At 71.5% G+C, this 21,707-nt stretch carries 20 protein-coding genes; 18 read left to right on the top strand and 2 right to left on the bottom strand.

All coding sequences use genetic code 11. The annotated features are described in order from the left end of the window. The first annotated feature begins 514 nt into the window (after positions 1-514). From aroC to OG494_RS21830, 6 genes are all read left to right on the top strand, one after another. Positions 515-1,702 carry a chorismate synthase gene (gene aroC / locus OG494_RS21855; protein WP_328458520.1) on the top strand — a complete coding sequence of 396 codons (1,188 nt, stop codon included), beginning with the start codon at positions 515-517 and terminating at the stop codon, positions 1,700-1,702. Continuing rightward, a complete protein-coding gene (locus OG494_RS21850) occupies positions 1,699-2,223 on the top strand; it encodes a shikimate kinase (RefSeq protein WP_328458519.1) in 525 nt (174 codons plus the stop codon). The genes aroC and OG494_RS21850 overlap by 4 nt, the downstream gene beginning before the upstream one ends. 7 nt (positions 2,224-2,230) lie before the next feature. Continuing rightward, a complete protein-coding gene (aroB, locus tag OG494_RS21845) occupies positions 2,231-3,340 on the top strand; it encodes a 3-dehydroquinate synthase (protein WP_328458518.1) in 1,110 nt (369 codons plus the stop codon). Continuing rightward, positions 3,337-3,768, top strand: a complete 432-nt coding sequence (gene aroQ / locus OG494_RS21840) for a type II 3-dehydroquinate dehydratase (RefSeq protein ID WP_247049129.1) — start codon at positions 3,337-3,339, stop codon at positions 3,766-3,768. The genes aroB and aroQ overlap by 4 nt, the downstream gene beginning before the upstream one ends. Beyond that, positions 3,765-4,682 carry a GNAT family N-acetyltransferase gene (locus tag OG494_RS21835; RefSeq protein ID WP_328458517.1) on the top strand — a complete coding sequence of 306 codons (918 nt, stop codon included), beginning with the start codon at positions 3,765-3,767 and terminating at the stop codon, positions 4,680-4,682. Before aroQ ends, OG494_RS21835 begins: the two co-directional genes overlap by 4 nt. A 698-nt stretch (positions 4,683-5,380) precedes the next feature. Continuing rightward, the gene (locus OG494_RS21830; protein ID WP_328458516.1) at positions 5,381-6,904 is read left to right on the top strand and encodes a beta-xylosidase; all 1,524 of its coding nucleotides are present in this window, start codon (positions 5,381-5,383) and stop codon (positions 6,902-6,904) included. 390 nt (positions 6,905-7,294) lie between these two features. Here OG494_RS21830 and OG494_RS48415 read toward each other — a convergent pair whose 3' ends face one another. Then, positions 7,295-8,101 (bottom strand): B-4DMT family transporter, encoded by an 807-nt coding sequence (locus tag OG494_RS48415; protein WP_442874449.1) that lies wholly within the window; start codon positions 8,099-8,101, stop codon positions 7,295-7,297. 92 nt (positions 8,102-8,193) lie between these two features. Between OG494_RS48415 and OG494_RS21820 the strand changes: the two genes are divergently transcribed. The 3 genes from OG494_RS21820 to nusB are packed head-to-tail and all read left to right on the top strand — an operon-like array spanning position 8,194 to position 10,344. Beyond that, entirely contained in the window at positions 8,194-9,270 is a 1,077-nt protein-coding gene (locus OG494_RS21820) for a M24 family metallopeptidase (protein ID WP_328458515.1), read from the top strand. A 55-nt stretch (positions 9,271-9,325) separates the two neighbouring features. Beyond that, the gene (gene efp / locus OG494_RS21815; protein WP_328458514.1) at positions 9,326-9,889 is read left to right on the top strand and encodes an elongation factor P; all 564 of its coding nucleotides are present in this window, start codon (positions 9,326-9,328) and stop codon (positions 9,887-9,889) included. Beyond that, positions 9,889-10,344 (top strand): transcription antitermination factor NusB, encoded by a 456-nt coding sequence (nusB, locus tag OG494_RS21810; protein WP_328458513.1) that lies wholly within the window; start codon positions 9,889-9,891, stop codon positions 10,342-10,344. Before efp ends, nusB begins: the two co-directional genes overlap by 1 nt. A 115-nt stretch (positions 10,345-10,459) precedes the next feature. On the opposite strand, the gene bldD is transcribed toward nusB, so the two are convergent. Beyond that, positions 10,460-10,948, bottom strand: coding sequence for a transcriptional regulator BldD (bldD, locus tag OG494_RS21805; RefSeq protein WP_020422358.1), 489 nt, complete (start codon positions 10,946-10,948; stop codon positions 10,460-10,462). A 248-nt stretch (positions 10,949-11,196) separates the two neighbouring features. Here bldD and pyrR point away from each other — a divergent pair, with 248 nt between their 5' ends. The 9 genes from pyrR (at position 11,197) to pyrF (ending at position 21,618) form a co-directional block, all read left to right on the top strand. Beyond that, complete coding sequence (gene pyrR, locus OG494_RS21800) at positions 11,197-11,799, top strand: bifunctional pyr operon transcriptional regulator/uracil phosphoribosyltransferase PyrR (protein WP_328458512.1); 603 nt, start codon at positions 11,197-11,199, stop codon at positions 11,797-11,799. Further along, positions 11,796-12,728 (top strand): aspartate carbamoyltransferase catalytic subunit, encoded by a 933-nt coding sequence (locus OG494_RS21795; RefSeq protein ID WP_328458511.1) that lies wholly within the window; start codon positions 11,796-11,798, stop codon positions 12,726-12,728. Before pyrR ends, OG494_RS21795 begins: the two co-directional genes overlap by 4 nt. Positions 12,729-12,801: 73 nt before the next feature. Then, a complete protein-coding gene (locus tag OG494_RS21790; RefSeq protein WP_328458510.1) occupies positions 12,802-14,088 on the top strand; it encodes a dihydroorotase in 1,287 nt (428 codons plus the stop codon). Next, complete coding sequence (locus OG494_RS21785) at positions 14,088-14,582, top strand: PH-like domain-containing protein (protein ID WP_328458509.1); 495 nt, start codon at positions 14,088-14,090, stop codon at positions 14,580-14,582. The genes OG494_RS21790 and OG494_RS21785 overlap by 1 nt, the downstream gene beginning before the upstream one ends. Further along, positions 14,579-15,700: a glutamine-hydrolyzing carbamoyl-phosphate synthase small subunit gene (gene carA / locus OG494_RS21780; protein WP_328458508.1), complete on the top strand. Its 1,122-nt coding sequence runs from the start codon at positions 14,579-14,581 to the stop codon at positions 15,698-15,700. Before OG494_RS21785 ends, carA begins: the two co-directional genes overlap by 4 nt. Beyond that, positions 15,697-16,866: an AAA family ATPase gene (locus tag OG494_RS21775; RefSeq protein ID WP_328458507.1), complete on the top strand. Its 1,170-nt coding sequence runs from the start codon at positions 15,697-15,699 to the stop codon at positions 16,864-16,866. The genes carA and OG494_RS21775 overlap by 4 nt, the downstream gene beginning before the upstream one ends. Then, entirely contained in the window at positions 16,863-17,459 is a 597-nt protein-coding gene (locus OG494_RS21770; RefSeq protein ID WP_328458506.1) for a DUF4276 family protein, read from the top strand. The genes OG494_RS21775 and OG494_RS21770 overlap by 4 nt, the downstream gene beginning before the upstream one ends. After that, complete coding sequence (gene carB, locus OG494_RS21765) at positions 17,459-20,773, top strand: carbamoyl-phosphate synthase large subunit (RefSeq protein WP_328458505.1); 3,315 nt, start codon at positions 17,459-17,461, stop codon at positions 20,771-20,773. The genes OG494_RS21770 and carB overlap by 1 nt, the downstream gene beginning before the upstream one ends. After that, positions 20,770-21,618 (top strand): orotidine-5'-phosphate decarboxylase, encoded by an 849-nt coding sequence (pyrF, locus tag OG494_RS21760; protein ID WP_328458504.1) that lies wholly within the window; start codon positions 20,770-20,772, stop codon positions 21,616-21,618. The genes carB and pyrF overlap by 4 nt, the downstream gene beginning before the upstream one ends. Positions 21,619-21,707: the final 89 nt, after the last annotated feature.

Here is a 21,707-nt window from a genome sequence, read left to right as displayed (position 1 = left end):
CGCCGTGGCGGCTGTCCGCCGGAAGGGCCGCGTTCTGCGCGGGTTGGCGTTCCTCGTCGCGGCTTGGTCGCGCGTGGTCTTCCGCTGGCGTTGCGATGGGTCGCGTGGCCCGGTCCTCGTGGTGGTCCACCCTGCACTGTCCGCCCTCCGACCTGGCTTCACCGGCGTCGTCGAGGCGTCGCACGACCAAAGGCGCCCACCGCGGCGGCTATCCGCAGGAAGGAGCGCGTTTCCGCACTCAACGCCGTGGCTTGGTTGTGCGCGGCCTTCCCGCTCGCGTCTTGAGGGGGCGTGCCGCCCGGTCCCACGCGATGGTCCGCCCCGCGCTGCTCGGCACCCGGCTTTCACCCGTGTCGTCGAGGCGTCCTACGGCCGGGAGGCGCCCGCCGTGGCGACCCTTCGGCGCAGCGGCCATCCGCCGTCCGGTTGTGCGCGCTTGTCCCTTCCTGCGGTCTCCGCGAGCGGGCCGGGGCGCTTCTCCGGCCCCCTCGGCGCCCGTGACAGGATTGAGGACATGTTGCGTTGGATCACCGCAGGTGAATCGCACGGACCCGCGCTGGCCGCCGTGCTCGAAGGCATGCCCGCCGGGGTGGAGGTCACCACCGCCGACGTCACCGGGCAGCTGGCCCGCCGCCGGCTCGGGTTCGGGCGCAGCCCGCGGATGGGCTTCGAGACCGACCACATCGCCTTCCTCGGCGGCGTCCGCCACGGGCTCACCCAGGGCGGCCCGATCGCCGTGCAGATCGAAAACGCCGAGTGGCCCAAGTGGGAACAGGTGATGGCGGCCGACCCGGTCGACCCGGAGATCCTCGAAGGCCTCGCCCGCAACGAGCCGCTCACCCGCCCCCGGCCGGGCCACGCGGACCTGCCGGGCATGCAGAAGTACGGCTTCGACGAGGCGCGCCCGGTCCTCGAGCGGGCGAGCGCGCGCGAGACCGCGTCGCGGACCGCGCTGGGCACCGTCGCGCGGAACTACCTGCGGCAGCTGCTGGGCGTCGAGATCCTCAGCCACGTCGTGTCCATCGGCGCCGCGGACGCGCCCGAGGGGCCGCTGCCGGTCGCTGCGGACCTGCCCGCCATCGACGAGAGCCCGGTGCGCGCCTTCAGCAAGGAAGGCACCGACGCGATGGTCGCCGAGGTCGACGCCGTGCGGAAGGCGGGCGACACCGTCGGCGGCGTGATCGAGGTCATCGCCTACGGGTTGCCGCCGGGCCTCGGCTCGCACGTCCACTGGGACCGCCGGCTCGACGCGCGGCTGGCCGGCGCGCTGATGGGCGTCCAGGCGATGAAGGGCGTCGAGGTCGGCGACGGCTTCACCACCGCCCGCCGCTGGGGCAGCCAGGCGCACGACGAGATCGACCGCGGCTCCGGCCCGGTCGGCGTCACCCGCCGGTCCAACCGCGCGGGCGGTCTGGAAGGCGGCATCACCAACGGCGAACCGCTGCGCGTGCGCGTCGCGATGAAGCCGATCTCGACCGTCCCCAAGGCACTGTCCACAGTGGACGTCCGGACGGGCGAGGCCGCCGTCGCCATCCACCAGCGGTCCGACGTCTGCGCGGTGCCGCGCGCCGGGGTCGTGCTGGAGTCCGTGGTGGCGCTGATCCTCGCCGACGCCGCGCTGGAGAAGTTCGGCGGCGACTCCCTGATCGAGAGCAAGCGCAACGCCGAGGCGTACCTGAAGGCCCTCGAGGAGCGCTGGTGAGTCCGCGCGCGATCATCGTCGGCCCGCCGGGCTCGGGCAAGAGCACCGTCGGGCCGCTGCTGGCGGAGGCGCTCGGCCTCGTCTTCCGGGACAGCGACGCCGACATCGTCGCCCGCACCGGGCGCAGCATCTCCGACATCTTCGCCGAAGACGGCGAGCCCGCTTTCCGTGCGCTGGAAGAGGAAGCGGTCGCCACCGCGCTCGCGGAGCACGACGGAGTGCTCTCGCTCGGCGGCGGCGCGCCGCTCACCCCGGCCACCCGCGCCCGGCTGGCCGCGCACACCGTCGTGTTCCTCAACGTCGGCCTCGCCGCCGGGGTGCAGCGCACCGGGCTGTCGAGCGCGCGGCCGCTGCTGGCCGGGGTGAACCCCCGCGCCACGTTCAAGAAACTGCTCGACGAGCGCGTGCCGGTCTACCGCGAGGTCGCCACCGTCGAGGTCGTCACCGACGACCGCACCCCCGCCGAGATCGTCGCGGACCTCAGCGCGGGGCTCGTCGTCCCCGCCGAAGCCAAGGAGTGAGTCACCCGTGTCCGAACCGGTGCGCATCACCGTCGCCACCGCCCGCCCCTACGACGTCGTCATCGGGCGCGGCCTGCTCGGCGAGCTCACCGCGCAGCTGGCCGACGCGTCCAAGATCGCGCTCATCCACCCCCCGACGCTGACCACCACCGCCGAGGCCATCCGCGAGGAGCTGGTGGCGGCCGGCCTCGACGCGCACCGCGTCGAGATCCCGGACGCCGAGGACGGCAAGGCGCTGACCGTCGCGAGCTTCTGCTGGGAGGTGCTCGGCCGGATGGGGCTGGACCGGCGCGGCGTCGTCGTCGGTCTCGGCGGCGGCGCGGTCACCGACCTCGCCGGGTTCGTCGCGGGCACCTGGATGCGCGGCGTCCGGCTGGTCAACGTGCCGACCACGCTGCTGGGCATGGTCGACGCCGCCGTCGGCGGCAAGACCGGCATCAACACTGAGGCGGGCAAGAACCTCGTCGGGGTGTTCCACGAGCCGAGCGCGGTGTTCGTCGACCTGGCGACGCTGGAGACGCTGCCGCCGAACGAGCTGGTCGCCGGGATGGCCGAGGTCGTCAAGACCGGCTTCATTGCCGACCCGCGGATCCTCGAGCTGATCGAGGCCGACCCGGCGGCGGCCCTCGACGCGGCCGGGGACGTACTGGCCGAGCTGGTCCGCCGGTCCATCCAGGTCAAGGCCGACGTCGTGGCCGCCGACCTGCGCGAGTCCGACCTGCGCGAGATCCTCAACTACGGCCACACCCTCGGTCACGCGATCGAGCGCCGCGAGCGGTACCGGTGGCGCCACGGCGCCGCGGTGAGCGTCGGCCTGGTGTTCGCCGCCGAGCTGGCGCGGCTGGCCGGGCGCCTCGACGACGCGACGGCGGAGCGGCACGCGGCCGTCCTGAAGCTGCTCGGCCTGCCGACGACCTACGACGCCGACGCCTTGTCGCAGTTGCTGGAAACCATGAAGGGCGACAAGAAAACCCGCTCCGGCGTGCTGCGGTTCGTCGTCCTCGACGGCCTCGGCAAACCCGGCCGGCTCGAAGGCCCGGACCCGTCGCTGCTGGCGGCGGCCTACTCGGCGATCGCCGCGGATGCCCCGAAGAGCGGCGGGAGTGTCTTGCTGTGAAGGCGTTCGTGTTCAACGGCCCCAACCTCGGGCGGCTCGGCAAGCGCGAGCCGTCGGTCTACGGCTCGACCACCCACGACGACCTCGCCGCGCTGTGCGTGAAAGCCGGTGAGGAGCTCGGGATCGAGGTCGAGGTCCGGCAGACCGACCACGAAGGCGAGTTGGTCGGCTGGCTGCACGAAGCCGCCGACGGCGGCAATCCGGTGGTCCTCAACGCCGGCGCCTGGACGCACTACTCGATCGCGGTCCGCGACGCCGCGGCGCAGCTGTCCGCGCCGCTGATCGAGCTGCACATCTCGAACGTCCACAAGCGCGAGGAGTTCCGGCACCACAGCGTCCTGTCGGACATCGCGACAGCGGTGATCGCGGGCCTCGGCGTCGACGGTTACCCGCTGGCGTTGCGCTGGCTCGCCGCGCACCCGGCATGAGCCTGCCGACGCTGACCACGCCGCGGCTGACGCTGCGGCCGCTGGTCGAGGAAGACCGCGAGAGCGTCGTGAAGGTGTTCTCCGACCCGGAGATGAGCCGCTACTTCGCCGCGGACTTCTCCGACCCGGCCGCGGCGAGCGGGATGGTGGACCGCAGGCTGGCCTACGACGGCCCGGCCGGCCAGGGCCACTGGGTCATCGAGCGCGACGGCGAGGTGATCGGCGTCGCGCACCTGCGCCCGTCGTCCGAACTGCCGGGCGGGGTGCCGGAACTGGGCTACTACGTCACCGGCGCACACGCCGGGCAGGGCCTCGCGTCCGAGGCCGCCCGCGCGGTGCTGGACCACGGCCTCGACGGCCTCGGCCTGCCGGCGGTCTGGGCGCTGGTGCACGAGAACAACGCGGCGAGCCGGAAAGTGGCCGGGCGCCTGGGTTTCCTGGACGTCGGCAGCGGCGTCCACTACGGCGACCTCCACCGCGTACTGGTGGCGTTGCCCGCCACGCACGGGCGGCCGCACCACATCGAACTGTGGGTGCCGGACCTCGCCGCGGCCGAGCGGAGCTGGGGCTGGCTGCTGGGCGAACTCGGCTGGCGCGAGTTCCAGCGCTGGCCCGCCGGGGTCAGCTGGCGGCTCGGCGCCACGTACCTGGTGGTCGAGGCCTCGCCGGCGATGAGCGCGCCGGAGCACGAGCGCACCCGCCCCGGCCTGAACCACCTGGCCCTGCACGTGGACACCCGCCGGCAAGTCGACGACCTGGCCACCCGCTCGGCCGAGTACGGCTGGCGCCCGCTGTTCGCGGACCGCTACCCGCACGCCGGCGGCGACACCCACTACGCGGCGTACCTGGAGAACGACGCCGGTTTCGAGGTCGAGCTGGTCGCGATCGAAGGCCCGCCGGCCAAGGGGAAATGACCCCGGCCCGGCACCGGTGAGGGTCGCGCGACAGGGGACAACTCGCTGCCGATGCGTCGGCTCGGGCAGCTCAGGTCACGTTCGAGGGCCGCTGGCCGAGCGTCGTGACTCGGCGGGGGTCAGGTGTTCCGGCCGGGAACGTGACTGCCGATGATCACCTGCTGGGGCCACCGGCCGGCCGTCGTGAGTCGGCCGCGCGAGGTGTTCTTGCTGGGAACGTGACTGGCGATGGTCGCTGGCCGGGTCCGCTGGCCAGGCGTCGTGAGTCGGTCGAGGGAGGTCTCCTTGCGGCGAACATGACAGTCGACGATCGCAGGCTGAGGCCGTTGACCGAGCGTCGTGATTGGCCGCGCGAGGTGTTCCTGCGGGACGTGACGGTCGCCAGTCGAGGGCCGGGTCGGCTGAGCCAGGTCTGCTTGCCGGGACGTGCCAGTCGACGATCGTCCGCCGAGCGTCGCCGCCCGAGTGTCGTGAGTCGGCCCGGCCGGGTGTCGGCGGTCGACGGTCAGTGGCCGGGACCGCCGTTCAGGCGTCGTGACCGGGGCGGTTCAGGGGACCGGCCGCGAACCGGTGATCGAAAACCGCTGGCCAAAGCCTTGTGACAGGCGCGGGTCAAGCGTCAACCGATCGCGATCGGGGGACCCTCGAAGGGGAGCGTCCTCACCCGTGTGGGGTGGGTCTCGCTACACTTCGGCGTCGTGAGCCCGTTTCGTCGTGGGGGTCGGCGACCCGCTCGTGCCCTCCTCGCCGGCGTGCTGGCCGGGCTCCTGCTCGCGGGCTGTACCGAGGGTTACGCCCAGCCTCAAGCCGCCGGGGACAAACCCGCCATCGCTGGGGGCCAGACCACCGCGCCGTCCCGGCCCACCGATGTCAAGCTCGCTTCGGGTGACCCACGACAGAGTGGCGGTGTGATCGCCGCCGGGGGCGCGGACGCCGTCTACAACTACGGGCCGACCGTGATGCTCGACCGCGGGCAGACCCGGATGTGGTGGTGCAGCCAGTACGGCGGCGCCGGCCCGCCCGGGGACGACATCCTCTACGCCCAGGCGCAGTCCATGGACGGCCCGTTCACCGGGCCCGGCGGCGGGATCCCGGCCGCCGTCTTCTCCGGCGCTCCCGGGAACTTCGACGGCACGCACACCTGCGACCCGTCGGTGCTGCGCGTCGGCTCGACGTACTACCTGTACTACACCGGCGCGGCGGGCGACCACGCGCTCGGCAACGCCGTCGGGCTCGCGACCAGCCCCGACGGCGTCCACTGGACCCGCGCGGCCGGCGGGAAACCGATCCTCGGGCCGTCGCACGACGTGCACCGCGCCAACGTCTACGGCGCCGGCCAGCCCTCGGCCGTCTACCTCGACGGCTGGTTCTACCTGATGTTCACCGACACCACCGGCCGCGCGGCGGGCTGGAACGGCGCCGGGCAGTTCGTGCTCCGCTCGCACGACCCGGCGTTCGCGACCGGGGTGCAGGCGCTCGACGTCGGGGGGTTCGTGCCGGTGGCGTCGACCGCCACGCCGCGCACACGCTCGGTGGTCGACGGTTTCAGCGCGGACCTGATGTGGGTCGGCGCGCTCGACGCGTGGGTCATCGCGCACGAGACCGACGACGGGACCACGCTCACCTACTGGACGGCCGACTTCGCCGAGCACCCGTTCCGGCCGGCCGTGATCGCCGGGCCGTGGAAGGAAGGGCCGGGCCTGGTGCGCCGCGCCGACGGCCACGCACCGCTGTCGACGGCCGACCCGTGCGACCGGGTGCCGTTCGACGTCGTGCGCGCCACCGCGATCGGCGGCGCGGCCGCGCCGACCGGCCTGCGGCACTTCGGGCTCGACCTGCTCGGCAGCCAGGCCTGCGGCAACCCCGGCCGGGTGGCGGCCACCTTCGACGGCGTCACGATGCCCTCCCCGGAACGGACGATGGACCTGGTCCGGGCCGGGAAACGGGTGCGGGTCGACCGGCGGGTGGTGGCGCTGTCCCTGGCCGGCGAGCTGCTGGACAAGGCGCCGCCCGCGGTGGCGGTCCTGCCGGTCTCGGCGCGGCTGAAGCCGGGCGTGGACGCGGTGCAGACGCCGGGCCGCGGGTTCGCGCTGGTGCTCGACGACCACCGCCTGTGGCGAATCCCGGACGGCGGCGTGGCCTTGAACAACGGCTCACCACCGCACACGGTCACGACCGGCCAGTGGGACGGCTACGCGCCGGGCCCCTCACTCGGCGGCTGAACACGCCCGGCCCGAGCGCCGGCTCACGACCGCATACGGTCACGACCGGCCAGTGGGACGGCTACGCGCCGGGCCCCTCACTCGGCGGCTGAACACGCCCGGCCTGAGCGCCGGCTCACGACCGCATACGGTCACGACCGTCCACCGGAATAGCTATTCGCCTGGCTCTCGCCCGGTGGGTGAACGCGCCGCTCATCACCGCTCAGAGTCATGGCCGTGCGGTGGGACGGCTACGTGCGGACCGTCGCTCGGTGACTGAACACGCCCGGCCAGCGCCTCAATGCCACGTTGGGTGCACTGGACGCACCCAACGCCACATTGGGGCGTTTGGGCGCTGCTTGAGGAAGTACGGGCTCGTGACTGCCCAGCGGCACGACAGCCGAAGGGCGGCTACGCGCCGGGCCCCTCACTAGGCGGCTGAACACGCCCGCCCGGAGCACTGCCGGACTGCGGACGGCCGAGCCGAGCCCGGCCGGGCCGAGGCCGCCCGGCCTGAGGACCGGCGGATTCGGCAGCGCCGGCCCGAACGGCGCCGGCCTGGGCGCTCGCGGACTTTGCCGCGCCGGACGGAGCGCCGGCGGACTCTGCCGCGCCGGACGGAGCGTCGGCGGGCTCGGCGGAACCGGGCCGAGGACGACCCGGCCGGGGCCGAGGGGTCGGGGTTTCGGCGGGTTCGGCGGATTCGGGCTGCGCACGGCCGGGCCGCGGGCGGCGGCCGGATCGAGCGCCGACGGGGTCCGTCCGGACACGGCGGGAGCCCGCGGCGCCGGACTCGACCGAGTCGGCGTCGGCGTCACCGGGCTGCTCGCGACCGCCGATGCGGCCGCCCACGAACAACCCCAGGCCCGCCGGGATCAGCACCAGCAGCGCCGAGAACGCCGCGCCGCCCGTGAGCGCGCCGCCCAGTTCCGAGACGCCCGTCTGGTCGACGAACACCGCGCGTCCGATGACGTACAGGATCCCGGCGACCGGGCCGGCGATCAGGGCCGCGATGAACCAGACCTTGCCGCGCTCGGGCAGGCCGCGCCAGGCGTCCAGCGCGCTCCACAGCGCGGCGGCTCCGACCAGTACGGCGAGCGCCACCGAGATGACCAGCGTCTGGTCGGTGGGGTGGTAGACCGCGTACTTGGCGAGGAGGGTGATGGCCGCGCCGTGCAGCACCGCCATCTCGAGTCCGCGCAACACCCAGGCACTCATCCTGCGGATTCTAGGCCGCCTACTGGCGAGTCGCTTAGCGGCCGGCGCCGGAACCGACGAAGGTCCCACCCCGCCCCCACTAGGGTGGGGAAGTGCCTGAAACCCATGGACGCCGCCGCGCGGCGCTGCGGGACTCGCTCACCGACGCGGGCCTCGACGCGCTGCTGGTCACCGACCTGCTGAACATCCGCTACCTGACCGGCTTCACCGGCTCGAACGCCGCCGTGCTGCTGCACGCGGACGGGGACGGGAAGACCCTGTTCTGCACCGACGGCCGCTACACCACGCAGGCCGCCGCCGAGGTGCCCGACCTGGAGACGGTCGTCGACCGGGCGAGCGCCGCCGCGCTCGTCAAGGGCGTCGCGAAGGACTGGAAGGTCGGTTTCGAGAGCCAGCACGTGAGCGTCGAGGAGTACGAAGCCTTCCGGAAGCAGGCGGAACTCGTCCGGGCCCCCGGGCTGGTCGAGAAGCTGCGGCTGGTGAAGGACGACGCCGAGGTCGAGGCGCTGCGGCAGGCGTGCGCCGCGGCCGACCGGGCGCTCGACGACCTGGTGGCCACCGGCGGCCTGCGGCCCGGGCGGACCGAGCTGGAAGTGGCCCGTGACCTGGAGAACCGGATGCTGGAGCACGGCTCGGCCGGGCCGAGCTTCGCCTCGATCGTGGCCACCGGCGCGCACTCGGCCATCCCGCACCACCGGCCCACGCACGCCGAGCTGAAGCGCGGCGACTTCCTCAAGCTGGACTTCGGCGCCACCGTCGACGGCTACCACTCGGACATGACGCGCACCTTCGTCCTCGGCGAGCCCGCGGACTGGCAGCGGGAGGTGTACGACCTCGTGCGCACCGCGCAGGCGGCGGGCACCCGGGCCGTCGCGCCGGGCGCCGAGGTGTCCGAAGTGGACGCCGCGGCGCGGAAGGTGATCGCGGGGGCGGGCCACGGCGAGCACTTCGCGCACGGCCTCGGCCACGGCGTCGGCCTGCAGATCCACGAGGCGCCCAGCCTCGCCGCGACGGGCGTCGGTACACTGTCCGCCGGTATGGCGGTCACCGTCGAGCCCGGCGTCTACCTCGCGGGGCGCGGTGGCGTGCGCATCGAGGACACGCTCGTCGTGCGGGCTGGGGAACCCGAACTCCTCACCCTGAGCACCAAGAACCTCGTGGTCGTCTGACGGCGGCCCCGAACCGAAGATCGACCCGAAGATCGACACAGGAGACTGCAAGCTCGTGGCCACGACCAACGACCTGAAGAACGGGCTCGTCCTCAACCTCGAGGGCCAGCTGTGGACCGTCACCGCGTTCCAGCACGTGAAGCCGGGCAAGGGCGGTGCCTTCGTGCGCACGACGCTCAAGCACGTGCTCACCGGCAAGGTGGTCGACAAGACGTTCAACGCGGGCACGAAGGTCGAGACGGCCACGGTGGACCGCCGGAACATGACCTACCTGTACAAGGACGCCCAGGACTTCGTGTTCATGGACGCCGACACCTACGACCAGATCACCGTGCTGGCCGAGACCGTCGGCGACAACGCGAACTACCTGCTGGAGAACACCGAGGTGCAGGTCGCGGTGCACGAGGGCGTGCCGCTCTACATCGAGCTCCCGACCTCGGTGGAGCTGCTCGTGCAGCACACCGACCCGGGCCTGCAGGGCGACCGCTCCACCGGCGGCACCAAGCCGGCGACACTGGAGACCGGCGCGGAGATCCAGGTCCCGCTGTTCCTGTCCACCGGCGAGAAGATCAAGGTCGACACCCGCGACGGCCGTTACCTGGGCCGCGTCTCCAGCTGATGCCGACGTCGAAGCCCCACCCGAACCGCGGCGGCGCGATCAGCCGCAGGCAAGCGCGCCGCCGTGCCGTGGAGATGTTGTACGAGGCCGCGCAGCGCGACACCGATCCGGTGACGCTGCTGGCCGACCGCGTCGGCGCGACCGAGGTCGACCCGATCGGGGACTACACGATCAGCCTGGTCGAGGGCGTCACCACGCGCCGCGGGCAGATCGACGAGCTGCTGGCCGAGCACGCGCAGGGCTGGACCCTGGAGCGGATGCCGAAGGTCGACCTCGCGGTGCTGCGGGTCGGGGTCTACGAGCTGCTGTGGGCGCAGGACGTGCCGGACCCGGTCGCGATCGACGAGGCCGTCGGCCTGGCGAAGGAACTGTCCACGGACGACTCGCCGCGGTTCGTCAACGGCGTGCTGGGCCGGATCGGCACGATCGCCGACCGCCTGCGCGCCGTGCTGTAGCGATCATCCCGGCGGCGCGTCCGCCTCTGTGCTGCGAGCCCCCCGACGACTTGTCAGTGAGCGTCTCCGGTGCCCCACCGGGAACGCTCACTGCGTCGGCGCAGCACACCTGTGATCAGTCCTCCTTGGCCGGACGGGCCTCCGGCGGGAGCACGCCCCAGTCGATGAGCTGCTCGGTCAGTTCGCCCGGCGTCATGTCGTAGATGATCGCCAGCGACCGCAGGTCCTCGGTCCGGATCGAGAGCACCTTGCCGTTGTAGTCGCCGCGCTGGCTCTGGATGGTCGCGGCGTAGCGGGCCAGCGGCCCCACCTTCTCCGCCGGCAGCTGCTGCAGGCGCTCCAGGTTGATCACGATCTTGGTGGCGGGCTCGGCACCGGAGGGGACTCGGCCCTCGGGCAGCAGCTCGACCACCGGCACGCCGTAGAAGTCGGCCAGCTCGGCCAGCTTCTGCACGGTGACGGCACGGTCGCCACGCTCGTACGAGCCGACCACGACGGCCTTCCAGCGCCCACCGGACTTCTGCTCGACCCCGTGCAGGGACAGGCCCTGCTGCTGGCGGATCCCGCGGAGCTTGGCCCCGAGCGCCTTGGCGTAATCGCCCATCTGGTCGTTCTCCGTTCTTCACCCCCTCCCGGTCGGGGTGACCGGTCCAGGGGACTCTGAGAGTCGAATACTCAGAGTAATGGTTACGCATTGTTGTCACCAGGTCAAGCAGCAGCTTGTCGCGAATCACGCCACACCACCCGTAAGACTGACCAAAGTGCCTGCTACTGTCGGTGCGAAAGCCCCGACCAGCAGGGGAACAGACGTCCTTTAAGGACCCGTCCGGTGAGGCGGGGAAGGAGTCCGCAGTGTCGTCACGTCCTCGTGACGCGGCTGGTTCGGCCGGGGAGCGCGAGCTCCTGACGGCCGGCGACGTCGCGCGCACGATCGCCCGAATGGCCCATCAGGTCATCGAAAAGACCGCGAACGGTGCGGAGAGCACTACCCCGCCCGTGTTGCTGGGGATCCCCACCCGCGGCACGCCCCTCGCGGCCCGCCTCGCCGGCAAGATCGGCGAGTTCTCCGGCGTCCGCCCGCCGACCGGCGCTCTCGACGTCACCCTCTACCGGGACGATCTGCGCCGCCGCCCGCCCCGCGCGCTCGAACAGACGCAGCTGCCGCCGGACGGGATCGACGACCGGGTGGTGATCCTGGTCGACGACGTCCTGTTCTCCGGGCGCACGATCCGGGCCGCGCTCGATGCCCTCCGTGATCATGGCCGCCCCCGCTCGGTGCAGCTGGCGGTGCTCGTCGACCGAGGTCACCGTGAGCTGCCGATCCGCGCCGACTACGTGGGCAAGAACGTGCCGACCGCTCGCACCGAAGGCGTATCCGTGCTGCTGGCGGAGATCGACGGCCGCGATTCCGTGCTGCTCCGCGCGACCGAAGACGTCCCTGGAGAAGATTCGTGAAGCACCTGCTCGCCACCGACGGGCTCGACCCGGCAGTGGCCACCGCCGTGCTGGACACCGCCGACGAGCTCAAGCACACCCTGCTCGGCCGCGAGGTCAAGAAGCTGCCGACGCTGCGCGGCCGCACGGTGATCACCCTGTTCTACGAGAACTCGACGCGCACCCGGGTGTCGTTCGAGATCGCCGGGAAGTGGATGAGCGCCGACGTGATCAACGTCTCGGCGTCCAGCTCCTCGGTCAACAAGGGGGAATCCCTGCGGGACACCGCGCTGACGCTGGCCGCCGCGGGCGCCGACTGCGTGATCGTCCGGCACCCCGCCAGCGGCGCCGCCCAGCGGCTCGCGGGCTGGCTCGCCGAGCCGGGCACGTCGGTGGTCAACGCCGGCGACGGCACCCACGAGCACCCGACCCAGGCGTTGCTCGACGCGGCGACGCTGCGGGAGCGGCTCGGGTCCTTGAAGGACCGTCGCATCGCGATCGTCGGTGACGTCCTGCACAGCCGCGTCGCCCGCTCGAACCTGCACCTGCTTTCGGCCCTGGGCGCGGAAGTGGTGCTCGTCGCGCCGCCGACGTTGCTGCCTTACGGAGTGGAAAGCCTGCCGGTGACCGTTTCCCACGACCTGGACGCCGAGCTGCCCGCGGTCGACGCGGTGATGATGCTGCGGGTCCAGGCGGAACGCATGCACGGCGGGTTTTTCCCTTCCGCGCGCGAGTATTCGATCGCCTACGGCCTCTCGGAACGGCGCCAGAAGCTGCTGCCCGACCACGCGGTCGTGCTGCACCCCGGCCCGATGCTGCGCGGGATGGAGATCGCGAGCGCGGTCGCCGACTCCCCGGCCTCGGCCATCACCGAACAGGTCCGCAACGGCGTGCACGTCCGGATGGCGGTCCTCTACCACCTCTTGGCCAGTGAAGGAGCCGCCGCGTGAGCGAGCCTGCGAGCGAACCATTCGGCACAGCGCTTTGTGCTCAGCAGGCGCCGAGCGTCAGCGAGGTGCGCGCGTGAGCACCCTGATCAAGGGCGCCCGCCCTTACGGCGAGGGTGATCCCGTCGACGTCCTGGTGGAGGACGGCGTGATCACCGCCATCGGCGCGGTGGACGTCCCCGAAGACGCCGAAATCATCGAAGCGGCGGGCCAGGTTCTGCTGCCGGGCTTCGTCGACCTCCACACCCACCTGCGCGAGCCCGGCCGCGAAGACACCGAGACGATCGACTCCGGCTCGGCCGCGGCGGCGCTCGGCGGCTACACCGCCGTGTTCGCCATGGCCAACACCGATCCGGTCGCCGACAACGCCGTCATCGTCGAGCACGTGTGGCGGCGCGGGCAGGAGGTCGGCCTGGTCGATGTCCACCCGGTCGGCGCCGTTACCGTCGGGCTCAAGGGCGGACGCCTCGCCGAACTCGGCACGATGGCCGCGTCGCAGGCGCGGGTCAAGGTGTTCTCCGACGACGGCCTCTGCGTCGCCGACCCGCTGCTGATGCGCCGCGCGCTGGAGTACTCGACCGCGCTGGACGTCGTCATCGCGCAGCACGCCGAGGAACCGCGGCTGACCGTCGGCGCCCAGGCGCACGAGGGCGAACAGGCGGCCCGGCTCGGCTACACCGGCTGGCCCGCCGCGGCGGAGGAGTCCATCGTGGCGCGCGACTGCCTGCTCGCGCTGCACGCGAACGCCCGGCTGCACGTCTGCCACGTGTCCACTTCGGGCACCGCGGACGTGCTGCGCTGGGCCAAGGACCGCGGCACCAAGGTGTCGGCCGAGGTCACGCCGCACCACCTGCTGCTCACCGACGAGCGCCTGGCGACCTACGACCCGGTCAACAAGGTGAACCCGCCGCTGCGGACCCCATCCGACACCGAGAAGCTGCGGGCCGCACTGGCGGAGGGCGTCATCGACTGCGTCGCCACCGACCACGCCCCGCACGCGGTGCAGGACAAGGACACCGAGTGGGCGGCCGCGCGGCCGGGCATGCTCGGGCTGCAGACGGCCCTGTCCATCGTGGCCGAGACGATGGTCCGCACCGGGCTGCTCGACTGGCGCGGCGTCGCCCGCGTGCTGAGCGAGCGCCCGGCCGAGATCGGGAACCTGGCCGACCACGGCCGGCCGATCGCGGTGGGCGAGCCGGCGAACCTGGCCCTGGTCGACCCGGACGCCGAGTGGACGGTCCGGGGTGCCGAGCTGGCCAGCATCGCGGCGAACACCCCGTACGAGGGAATGCGGCTGCCCGGCGTGGTGACCGCGACGCTGCTGCGCGGGCGGATCACCGCCCGGGACGGGAAGATCTGCTGATGGAACGCCTGTGGCTGGTGCTGGCGATCGTCGCCTTCTTCCTGCTCTGCCTGTGGGGCATGTACCTCGGCTGGCGCCGCAAGGCGCGCTCGCAGAGCGTGCGGGTGCCGCCGTTCGAGCGGATCCCCGGTGACCCGGGCGAGGTCCTGCTCGAGTCCACCGGCGTCTACATCGCGACGACGATCGCGGGGGAGTGGCAGAACCGGGTCGTCACCCGCGGCGCCGGCCTGCGCTCCGGCGCGGTCTGGCGCCTGTACGAAAGCGGCGTCGCGGTCGAACGCGGCGGCGCCCCCGATTTCTGGATCCCGCGCGACGCCGTCACCGGGGTCCGGCAGGACTCGAAGATCGCCGGGAAGGTGATGGGCACCGACGCCCTGCTGGTGCTCACCTGGCGCGCCGGCGAGACCGAGCTCGACACCGGCTTCCGCGGCGACGAGCTCGACGACTATCCACACTGGATCGAACAGCTGAAGATCAAGGGAGGTGCCCAGTGAACGCGCGCGCTCAAGCCGCACTGGTGCTCGAAGACGGCCGGGTGTTCCGCGGCGCGGCGTACGGCGCGCGGGGGCGGAGCCTCGGCGAGGCGGTCTTCTGCACCGGCATGACCGGCTACCAGGAGACGCTGACCGACCCGTCCTACCACGGGCAGATCGTGGTGCAGACCGCGCCGCAGATCGGCAACACCGGCTGGAACGACGAGGACGACGAGTCGTCGAGGATCTGGGTCAACGGCTACGTGGTGCGCGACCCCGCGCGCACGCCGTCCAACTGGCGCTCGAAGCGCACCCTGGACGACGAGCTGGTGAACCAGGGGATCGTCGGCATCGCCGAGGTCGACACCCGCTCGCTGACGCGGCACCTGCGCGAGCTCGGCGCGATGCGCGCCGGCGTCTTCTCCGGTGACGCGCTGGGCACGGTCGACGAGATGGTCGCCGAGGTCCTCGCCAGCCCGCAGATGGCGGGCGCCGACCTGGCCGGCCAGGTCTCGACGCCGAAGCCGTACGTCGTCTCGCCTGCCGGTGAGGCGCGCTTCCGCGTGGTCGCGCTGGACCTGGGCATCAAGTCCAACACCCCGCGGCAGATGGTCAAGCGGGGCATCGAGGTGCACGTGCTGCCCTCTTCCGCGTCGCTGGAGGAGGTCCTGGCGATCGAGCCGGACGGTGTGTTCCTCTCCAACGGCCCGGGCGACCCGGCCACCACGGTGCACGCCACCGAGCTGACCAAGCAGGTCCTCGGCCGCGAGATCCCGCTGTTCGGCATCTGCTTCGGCAACCAGGTCCTGGGCCGCGCTCTCGGCCTGAGCACGTACAAGATGCGCTACGGCCACCGCGGCATCAACATCCCGGTGATCGACGTCGTGACCAAGCGCGTCGCGATCACCGCGCAGAACCACGGCTTCGCCCTCGAAGGCGAGCCCGGGCAGCGCTTCGAGTCGCCCTTCGGCGCGGCTCAGGTCAGCCACTACTGCGCGAACGACGGCGCGGTCGAGGGCCTGCGGGCGTTCGACGTGCCGGCGTTTTCGGTGCAGTACCACCCCGAGGCGGCGGCCGGCCCGCACGACGCCGCGCCCCTGTTCGACGATTTCGTGACGCTCATGGAGAAGCGGTCGTGACGCTGACGACCGGCATCGAGCGGCTCCGGATCCGGAACTACCGGGTGCTCCGGGACATCGAGCTGGACGGCCTGACGCCGGTGACGGCGCTGCTGGGGCCGAACGGCAGCGGCAAATCCACGGTCTTCGACGCGCTGGACTTTCTCGCCGACTCACTTCGCGGTGGGCTCCGCACAGTGTGGGAGGAGCGCGGGGGTGCGGCCGATATTGTCACTCATGGCGCGGCCGGTCCCGTCGAGATCGAACTGACCTGCCGCATCGAGGACGCGGTGGGCAGGTACCGGCTCGTCATCGAGCACGACGATGACGTGCCGGTGGTGGCCGAAGAGAAGCTGACTTGGCAGCCAGAGGGTGCCGAGGCTCCTTACGACCTCCTGCACTTCCGGCGCGGAGCGGGCGGAGTCGCCCGTGCCAGCGCGTGGGAACTAATTGAGCTGTCCGGCTCCGACCTACTCGGCGTGGGTGTGGTCAGCCAGCTCGCCACAGACGCTGAAATCCGTAGGTTCCACCGATTCATGACCGGAATTGACCTCTCGGATCTGAGTCTCGACTCGATGCGCAAAGGCGCGAAAGACGACAAAACATCCAGGCTGAAGCCGGATGGCCAGAACCTCGGCGCCGTCGTCCGGCACCTCCGCGACGGGTCCCCCCGCGAGTGGGAGGGCATCCAGGCTTCGCTGCGGAGGTATGTGCCGGGCTTCGATGACATCGCGCCCCTGCGGCAGGGCGACGGAGCTTGGACCGTCCTCCTGCGCGAGCAGGGTTCGGACGAGCTCATCGCCCCGGAGAACATCTCCGACGGAACGCTGCAACTGCTCGGCTATCTGGTCGCGCTCCAGAGCGATGCCTCAGTGCTGCTGGTCGAGGAGCCGGAGAAGCAGGTTCATCCGAGACTGCACTATCGGCTCGCCGAGGATATGCGAGGTATGGAAGCCGCCGGCCAGGTCATGGTTGCCACTCACGCTCCCGAGTTCGTCGACGCTCTGCGGCCCGATGAGGTCTGGATGCTTTTCCGTGACGAATCCGGCTTCGCCCGGGCCCGGCGAGCGGCGGACATCCCTCAGTTGATGGCCATGGTCGACAGCGGGGGCCTGCTGGGGAGTCTCTGGACCGAGGGGTTCTTCGGCCTCGGTGATCCCCTCGACCGGCCCGGGCGGCCCCGGTGATCCACGTCGAGATCCTGGTGGAGGAGCCTTCGGCGGAAGCAGCGTTGAAGACGCTGGTTCCGAAGATCGTCGGTGAGGACGTGTCCTTCGCCGTCCGGCGCTTCCAGGGCAAGCAGGATCTGCTGAAGCGGCTGCCGGGAATTCTGCGAGGTTTCGCGGCCCGGATCTCGTGGGAAGCGCTTCGGGTCGTCGTGGTCATCGACCGGGACGCCCAGGACTGCCGGGAACTCAAGCGCCACCTGGTCGGGGTGAGTGAGGAAGCGGGACTTCCGTCCGAGTTCGTCCTGCACCGCGTGGTGATCGACGAGCTGGAGTCCTGGTTTCTCGGGGATGTCCCGGCCTTGTGCGCGGCATATGACAAGGTTCCGAAGGATCTGGACAAACGAGCGCGCTATCGCGATCCCGACGGCACCGGCAAGGCGTCGCGCGCGCTGGAGGACCTCCTGCGGTCCAAGGGATATCTCCGGGACCGCTTGCCGAAAGTGGCGGCGGCTGAGGCCATCGCGCCCCACATGGACATCGAGAACAACCGATCCAAGAGCTTTCAGGTCTTCCGCGACGGTCTGCGGCGCCTGGTGAAAGAAGGAAACTGATGCCGAAGAGGACGGACATCCAGCACGTGCTGGTGATCGGCTCCGGGCCGATCGTGATCGGGCAGGCCGCGGAGTTCGACTACTCCGGTACCCAGGCCTGCCGGGTGCTGCGCAGCGAAGGCCTGCGCGTGTCCCTGGTGAACTCGAACCCGGCCACCATCATGACCGACCCCGAGTTCGCCGACGCGACCTACATCGAGCCGGTGACGCCGGACTTCGTCGAGAAGGTCATCGCCGTCGAACGGCCGGACGCGATCCTCGCGACCCTCGGTGGGCAGACGGCGCTCAACTGCGCCGTCGCGCTGCACGAGCGCGGGGTGCTGGCCAAGTACGGCGTCGAGCTGATCGGGGCCGACATCGACGCGATCCAGCGCGGTGAAGACCGGCAGAAGTTCAAGAACATCGTCGCCGAGGTCGGTGCCGAGACTCCGCGAAGCCGCGTCTGCAACACCATGGACGAGGTCCGGGACACGGTAAAAGAGCTCGGCCTGCCGGTCGTCATCCGGCCGTCGTTTACCATGGGCGGGCTCGGGTCCGGCATGGCGCACACGCCCGAGGACCTGGAACGGCTCGCCTCCACCGGCCTCGACGAGTCGCCGGTCACCGAGGTGCTCATCGAGGAGAGCGTGCTCGGCTGGAAGGAGTACGAGCTCGAGCTGATGCGCGACCGCAGCGACAACGTCGTGGTCGTCTGCTCGATCGAAAACGTCGACGCGATGGGCGTGCACACCGGCGACTCGGTCACCGTCGCGCCGACCATGACCCTCACCGACCGCGAGTACCAGGTGATGCGCGACGTCGGCATCGACGTGCTGCGCGCGGTCGGCGTCGACACCGGCGGCTGCAACATCCAGTTCGCGATCAACCCGGAGGACGGCCGGATGGTCGTCATCGAGATGAACCCGCGGGTGTCGCGCAGTTCCGCGCTGGCGTCGAAGGCGACCGGCTTCCCGATCGCCAAGATCGCCGCGAAGCTCGCCATCGGCTACACGCTCGACGAGATCACCAACGACATCACCAAGGCGACCCCGGCGGCGTTCGAGCCCACGCTGGACTACGTCGTCGTCAAGATCCCGCGGTTCGCCTTCGAGAAGTTCCCGGGCGCCGACCCGACGCTGACCACGACGATGAAGAGCGTCGGCGAGGCGATGTCGTTCGGCCGCAGCTTCCCCGAGGCGCTCGGCAAGGCGATGCGGTCGATCGAGACCAAGGCCACCGGGTTCTGGACGCTGCCCGACCCCGAGGGCGTCACGCTGGAGTCCACTTTGGACGCTCTGCGCACGCCGCACGAAGGCCGGCTCTACGAAGTGGAACGCGCGCTGCGCCTGGGCGGCACCGTCGCGCAGGTGCACGAGGCCTCCGGCATCGACCCGTGGTTCATCGACCAGATCGCACTCATCGGCGAAGTGGGCGCCGAAGTCCGCGACGCGCCCGTGCTGGACGGCGACCTGCTGCGCCGCGCCAAGCGCACCGGCCTGGCCGACCGCCAGATCGCCGCGCTGCGCCCGGAACTGGCCGGCGAGGACGGCGTCCGCGCGCTGCGCCACCGGCTCGGCGTGCGGCCGGTGTTCAAGACCGTCGACACCTGCGCGGCCGAGTTCGCGGCGAACACGCCGTACCACTACTCGGCCTACGAGTCCGACCCCGACGCGCAGACCGAAGTCGCGCCGCAGAACGAAAAGCCGAAGGTGCTCATCCTCGGCTCCGGCCCGAACCGGATCGGCCAGGGCATCGAGTTCGACTACTCCTGCGTCCACGCGGCGATCGCGTTGCGGGAGGCCGGGTTCGAGGCCGTCATGGTCAACTGCAACCCGGAAACCGTGTCCACCGACTACGACACCTCGGACCGGCTGTACTTCGAGCCGCTGTCGTTCGAGGACGTCCTCGAGGTGGTGCACGCCGAGCAGGCGTCCGGCACCGTCGCGGGCGTCATCGTCCAGCTCGGCGGCCAGACCCCGCTCGGCCTGGCCAAGCGGCTCGCGGACGCCGGGGTGCCGGTGGTCGGGACGCCGCCGGAGGCGATCCACCTGGCCGAGGACCGCGGCGCGTTCGGCGAGGTGCTCAGCGAGGCCGGGCTGCCCGCGCCGCGTTACGGCACCGCGACGTCCTTCGAAGGCGCGAAGCGGATCGCCGACGAGATCGGCTACCCGGTGCTGGTGCGGCCGTCGTACGTGCTCGGCGGGCGCGGCATGGAGATCGTCTACGACGAGCAGACCCTCTCCGGCTACATCAGCCGCGCCACCGAGATCAACCCCGAGCACCCGGTGCTCGTGGACCGGTTCCTCGACGACGCCATCGAGATCGACGTCGACGCGCTGTTCGACGGCGAGGAGCTCTACCTCGGCGGCGTCATGGAGCACATCGAGGAGGCCGGGATCCACTCCGGCGACTCCTCCTGCGCGCTGCCGCCGATCACGCTCGGCCACACCGACCTCGAGGCCGTCCGCCGCTCCACCGAGGCGATCGCGCGCGGTGTCGGCGTCCGCGGGCTGCTGAACGTCCAGTACGCGCTCAAGGACGACGTCCTCTACGTCCTGGAGGCCAACCCGCGCGCGTCGCGGACGGTGCCGTTCGTGTCGAAGGCCACGGCGGTGCCGCTGGCCAAGGCCGCCGCGCTGATCATGACCGGCTCGACGATCAAGGACCTGCGCGGCAGCGGCGTGCTCCCGGCCGAGGGTGACGGCGGGCGGATGCCGGCCGACTCGCCGGTCGCGGTGAAGGAGGCCGTGCTGCCCTTCCACCGCTTCCGCACGCCCGAAGGCCACGGCGTCGACTCGCTGCTGGGCCCGGAGATGAAGTCCACCGGCGAGGTGATGGGCGTCGACGTCTCCTTCGGCAAGGCGTTCGCCAAGTCGCAGAGCGCGGCCTACGGTTCGCTGCCGACGTCCGGGCGCGTGTTCGTCTCGGTCGCCAACCGCGACAAGCGCTCGCTGGTGTTCCCGGTGAAGCGCCTGGCGGACCTCGGGTTCGAGATCCTCGCGACGTCCGGGACCGCGGAAGTGCTGCGGCGCAACGGAGTCGGCTGCACCGTGGTGCGCAAGCACTACGAGGGCTCCAGCGAGACCGAGCCGAACATCGTCGACCTCATCCTCGCGGGCGGCGTCGAGATGGTGATCAACACGCCCTACGGCAACAGTGGCCCGCGGATCGACGGCTACGAGATCCGCACCGCCGCGGTGTCACGCGACATCCCGTGCGTGACGACCGTGCAGGGCGCCGCGGCGGCCGTGCACGGCATCGAGGCGCTGATCCGGGGCGACATCGGCGTCAAGTCCCTGCAGGAGCTGCAGGCGGCGCTGAAGGCGAAGTCGTGAGCGCGCCCGAGCGGTTCGGGGCGCGGCTGGCGAAGGCCGTCGCCGCCCGGGGCCCGTTGTGCGCCGGGATCGACCCGCACCCGAGCCTCATCGAGGCCTGGGGGCTCCCGGTGGACGCCTCGGGCCTGGAACGGTTCGCGCTGTCGGCCACGGAGGTCCTGGCGGCGCACACGGCGATCGTGAAGCCGCAGTCGGCGTTCTTCGAAAGTTTCGGCGCCGCGGGTGTCCGGGTGCTGGAACGGGTGGTGGAAACCGCGCGCGAAGCCGGCGCGCTGGTGCTGCTGGACGTCAAGCGCGGCGACATCGGCTCCACGATGGCCGCCTACACGGCCGCGTACGTGGCCGACGGCGCGGCCATCGCGGCGGACGCGATCACCGTTTCGCCGTACCTCGGGTTCGGCTCTTTGGCCCAATGCGCGGAGACGGCGGTGTCCGCGGGACGCGGCGTCTTCGTGCTTGCGCGGACCTCGAACCCCGAAGCGGCGGCCGTGCAGAACGCGCTGCTGCCCGACGGACGCACCGTGGCGCAGGGAATCGTCGATTCCGCGGCGGCGTTCAACGACGGAGTGGGGCCGTTCGGCGATGTGGGTGTCGTCGTCGGCGCGACCGTTTCGCCGGGGGAACTCGATCTTTCGCGGCTGAACGGACCCGTGCTGGCGCCCGGTTTCGGGGCCCAGGGCGCCACTGTGGCCGATTTGCGTGCTCTTTTCGGTCCGGGACTGCACGGAGTGCTGCCCGCGTCGTCTCGCGATCTCTTACGGCACGGACCGGAGCAAGCCGCTTTGCGCCAAGCGGTCGAACGTGTCGCCGAAGTGCTCGCCGACCCGCAGGAAAACGGCCAATAGCAGGCCCCGGAAGCGAGTCCCACCAGCCACCCCCGCATTGTGGCCGGTGCTCACGGGTGGGTACCGTCGCGTCACCCACCCAGATTTGA

It is taken from the genome of Amycolatopsis sp. NBC_00438, from assembly GCF_036026695.1.
GTDB lineage: Bacteria > Actinomycetota > Actinomycetes > Mycobacteriales > Pseudonocardiaceae > Amycolatopsis.
Note: the sequence above shows the minus strand (reverse complement) of the source record. Positions and strands in the feature narration are given on the sequence as shown.

Bases quoted from the DNA above. Each gene is read 5' to 3' on its own strand.
- aroC (WP_328458520.1), top strand. From the start codon at position 515: ATGTTGCGTTGGATCACCGCAGGTGAATCGCACGGACCCGCGCTGGCC.
- bldD (WP_020422358.1), bottom strand. From the start codon at position 10,948: ATGGGCGATTACGCCAAGGCGCTCGGGGCCAAGCTCCGCGGGATCCGC.
- OG494_RS48415 (WP_442874449.1), bottom strand. From the start codon at position 8,101: ATGAGTGCCTGGGTGTTGCGCGGACTCGAGATGGCGGTGCTGCACGGC.
- OG494_RS21835 (WP_328458517.1), top strand. From the start codon at position 3,765: ATGAGCCTGCCGACGCTGACCACGCCGCGGCTGACGCTGCGGCCGCTG.
- OG494_RS21785 (WP_328458509.1), top strand. From the start codon at position 14,088: ATGGAACGCCTGTGGCTGGTGCTGGCGATCGTCGCCTTCTTCCTGCTC.
- nusB (WP_328458513.1), top strand. From the start codon at position 9,889: ATGCCGACGTCGAAGCCCCACCCGAACCGCGGCGGCGCGATCAGCCGC.
- carB (WP_328458505.1), top strand. From the start codon at position 17,459: ATGCCGAAGAGGACGGACATCCAGCACGTGCTGGTGATCGGCTCCGGG.